The organism is Streptomyces plumbidurans, assembly GCF_019857225.1.
In the GTDB taxonomy this organism is placed as follows: Bacteria; Actinomycetota; Actinomycetes; order Streptomycetales; family Streptomycetaceae; genus Streptomyces; species Streptomyces plumbidurans.
In genome coordinates this window covers 1-4,204 of the sequence record NZ_JAFJSY010000154.1, presented here as the reverse complement: position 1 = coordinate 4,204, position 4,204 = coordinate 1, and the positions used below count along the sequence as shown (strand labels likewise).

Genomic DNA, 4,204 nt, shown 5'->3' with positions numbered 1-4,204 from the left:
CGTCTCGGCCGGCTGCGTGTCGAGCAGCTCCATGAACGGCCCCGTGAACAGCACGACCTCGGGCTCCGCGAGGTGCGGCAGCGCGGGACGCAGACGGAAGAATGCCTCCGGGTCCAGCAGGGCGGCCTCCTGCTCCGCCAGCCGCGCCCGCTGCTTGGCCCACTTCAGGTAGGCGCGACGGAACTCCAGGATGCACAGCCCGATGAAATACGACGTCAGGCATCCGGGGCCCTTCGGCCCCCGATACTCGGGGTTCCAGCCGCCGCCGATCAGCGCCTTGAGGCGGAACTTCCGCAGCGCCGGCAGCACGATGTCGACGAGCAGCTCGTCCCGCTCCAGGCCGCTGGTGCGCAGCAGGTCCTTGTGGTCAGGCGGCACGAAGAAGACGATCTGGTGGTCGGTGAACCACTTCACGGACAGCTGGATGAGCAGACCCGTCCGCAGCATGCCCCGCAGCGCCGGCCAGGCCTCCCGGCACAGCCGGTCTTCGAACGTCTTGTAGACCGGGCCCTCGAAGCCGTGTGCGGCCAGCTCTTCCACCACCGCGACGTCACGCGCGATGCGCGCCGTACGCGGTTCCAGAAGGATGTCGTCCAGGACCTCAGCGGCTGATATCTCGTTTGTCATACAACTCTCCCCGTCTGGAGCTGCCCCTCCGAGTCGTCAGCTTCAACTCGCGCGCGCGAGAAATAGAAATCTGGTTGTACGCGCTCGTTGGCTTCTATGCGGGCTGAAAGTGGGAACGTCACACGAGCGAGCAAAAATCTTTCGGACGAGGCGAAAAAGTTGAGCCCCGCACGGTATTGAGGCGGGCTCAAACGCCGCTGCCAGACGCTGCAATGCCGCACTGAGCAGCAGCAATGCACCGGAAGCACACCCAGGCTCATCTACGGGAACCGGGCCTGCGGACGACCCGGACCGGCAGCTACCAGCGCATGCCAAAGGCTTCGAGGACAGCCCGGCCCTGCAGAACCGCTGCACAAAACGGTCATGAGGACGCCGCGGGACCAGTCGCTGGAGGATCGGCGGGAGGCGGCCCGTCCCCGCTCGTGTTGCATGCGGGCCAGTTCGCACAAAACGGCAGCCCGCTCACCTTCCGGCAGGCCAGGCATGGTGTCCAGGATCATCCGGACTGCGGGAGGCCCTGGGCCTCCCGCCGGACCGCAGACAGTGGCGAGGCACGACTGAGGGCCCGGACCAAGTGGTCCGGGCCCTCAGCCACCGGACAGCCAGCCAGGTCCCTCGCTACCAGCGCATGCTCAATGCATCCAACTCCGCACGACGTTCGGGGCTGAGCCTGGCCTTCCTACGTCGGGTGTTATCGAGAAACGCGCCCAGCTTGATCGCTTGACCGTCCACGTGCTCGACGTGCTTTCGGGCGGGCCGGAGGTGGCCCTCACGGGCGTAGAACGCCCTGGCGGCAGCCAGGTTGACCGCCCACCGGTCGTCCTGGGTGCGCCGTACCGGCCGTACGGCCTCGTCTTCGCCCGCGGGTTCGATGCCGATGGTTTCCAGGAGGTACTGCTGCGCCGGCATCAGCCGATCCCATCCGGCCCGCTGCCCGGTGATCCATGCACCGAGGTCCTCGCCCTGCACGATCAGCTCGCCGACCGCGGCTGGGAGCGCACCTCCAGCTCGTACATGAGCGAGCGCGAGCCGGTAGCAGCGCTGCCACCCAATCTCCCACTCCGGGCACCACCCAGGGTCGATCTCTGCCAGCGCCTCCATGCGCGACTCTGAGAGCTCCCCGGCATACGACAGGCCCGTTTCCCCGTACGCGCGGCGTACGGCGTTCTCCCGGGCCTTCCGGGCCGCGGCCCTCTGATTCTTCAACCAGGTACCCAAGGCAAACCCGTCCCAGACCACGGTGGCGCCGGGCAGGCAATGCCCGTGCACAGCCGCGTAGTCGCGGGCGACGGCGAGGCCGGCGTCCCACGCGGATGCGTGCACGGACCACACCATGCCGAGGTTCTCCAACTCGGTCACGCGCGAGGCGTCCAGCGTGCCCTCGCGGTAGTACCGGCGTTGATCTGCCACCCATACCCCCAGCGGATGCCCGCCGATGCCCGCCCCCCAGTCTTCAGGCGTGACGTACGTGAACGGCACCCGCAGCTCTGCCTCCCCGGTCTCGCGCAGCCACCTCGTGGCGGCCTCGATGCCGCGCCGCCAGTACGCCTTCTCGGGGTCGATGACCCGTAGCCGCACGAACTGCGCAAGGGCGGCGGGGTCGCGTTGTTCGCTGAACCGCAGCACGCCCGCCGCCGAAGCTCCCGCCGCCGGAACGATGTCCTGCTCCTCGCCCCCGTCCTCACCGACGTCGTCTTGGGCCGCCCCGCCCTGGCTCAACTCGCCGATCTCGCCGTCGTCTTCGGCGGCAAGGCGGCTGTTGCGCAGCCGGGGATCAGCGAGTGCCTCGATCGTCTGAGCATCGTGCGCCCGCAGGGCTCCAAGGACCTTCGACAGGCTGTTGTAGGCGTCAGACGTGAGGAGTTCATTCGGATCTTCGTCGAGCCCGAGAAACACAGGAACGATCAACGTCGCCAATTTCCCGTGATCCGGATTGAGCCGCAGCGCGCGTCCGACCATCTGCACGATGTCCACCATCGACCCCCGTGCGTCCGAGAAAAGGACCGCGTCACACTCGGCAGTGTCGACACCTTCCCCAAGCACACGAACAGAGGAAAGCACCCGCAATTCCGCCCGCACATCACGACCCTCGAATTCGGGCCCGCCCAGAAACTCAGATGCAAATTCATCGAGCACTTTGCGGCGGTGGCCGGCCGCGTGCTCGCCGTACAACCAGTCCGCCCACACCCGCTCCACGGGCGGGTAGGTGTCTGGGTCGTCGGCGACCAGCCGGTCTGCGGTCGCCGGCACCGCGGCCGCCATCGCTTCCGCCTCACCCACCCGACTGTGAAACGACAGCACCCGACGAAAGCGCTCCTGGACAGCAGCGCGGATCAGCCCCGTCTGCACCGCCGCCAGCCGCGCTCCACGCACGGCATCAGTTCCGGGGGCCTCGCTTGTCAGCGCCGTGTAGAGGTCGGGATCACGGATGTCGAGGCACAGCACCTGATACGGCGCCACGATGCCCCGCCCGACCGCCTCCGACAGCGTCAACTTGTAGGCGACCGGCCCGAAGACAGGGGAGCCGTCCTCCATCGACGCCACCATCCGAGGCCGTTCGCCCTCGGCCTCCCACACCCGCGGCGTCGCCGTCATGTACAACCGACGCTCCGCAGGAAGCTGCGCCTGGTCGTGCACGGCCGCCCACGGCTTCAGCCCATCCCCACTCGTCCGATGGGCCTCGTCTACGACCATCAGGCTCCACACCCCCAACCCCGCGGCGTGCGCACGTTGAAGGACCCCCAGGCCCACCGATGCATACGTCGCGAAGACGGTCACGGTCTCCAGCCCGCTCACCCACTCCACGAGCTCGTCAGCATCGGTCGTACACGGCAGACCCTGACTCTCCTCCGCCCGCAACGAGCACACCCCCACCATCGCGCCCGACCGACCCGCCCGACGCCACGCGCCGGCCATCTGCGTCAGCAGGTCCAACGTCGGCACCAGCACGAGCACCCGCCGGGCCGAAAGCCGGTGCGCCGATTCAGCAGCGATGAGAGTTTTACCGGAGCCTGTGGCCGCGATTACCTGCGTCCTCAACCCCTCGGGAGGCATACGGCCACCGGGCGGTGTGCCGAGAATTCGGACCACGTTTTCGACGGCCTCAACCTGATGTGGGCGCAATTCCATCTGAGTCACGGAGTCTCGCATTCTCGGAGTTCTAGAGGGATTCGACTGCTATCCCAGAATCGATCCGGGATCCAAAAATGACGACTTCTATCGTGCGAACCTTTCGGGGGATAGGTACTCTGTCATCATCCCAGATTCTAGCCGAGTAAAAAAGTGACGCACTAGGTTGATTGAGAAGTGGCTAGAAGTGGTCGGAGAGGACCGCTGCGCCAGTCCTGACACTGCATCAACCGCCCAAGCCACCTCCTCACGCTGCTGCTGCTTTTCTGACGCGCCCGGAGGGTGCGTCAGGTCCCGTACTGGACTGCGGAGCAGGCCGGTACGGGACAGGGTTCGGCCGGAGGCCGAGCTCCCGGATCACGGAGTGATCCGGGAGGCGGAACGGAGTTCCGCCGTTATTCCGGCGAAGCCGGAATCCGCCGCGTAGCGGCGGCGCGTCGTGTCTGCG

General features: G+C 67.1%; 2 protein-coding genes. Both read right to left on the bottom strand.

Annotated elements, in window-relative coordinates:
* On the bottom strand, window positions 1–627 hold a 627-nt coding region (locus JYK17_RS40070), incomplete at its 3' end, for a hypothetical protein (RefSeq protein ID WP_222812310.1).
* A 618-nt stretch (window positions 628–1,245) separates the two neighbouring features.
* Window positions 1,246–3,756: a DEAD/DEAH box helicase gene (locus JYK17_RS40065; protein WP_234548412.1), complete on the bottom strand. Its 2,511-nt coding sequence runs from the start codon at window positions 3,754–3,756 to the stop codon at window positions 1,246–1,248.
* Window positions 3,757–4,204 lie beyond the last annotated feature (448 nt).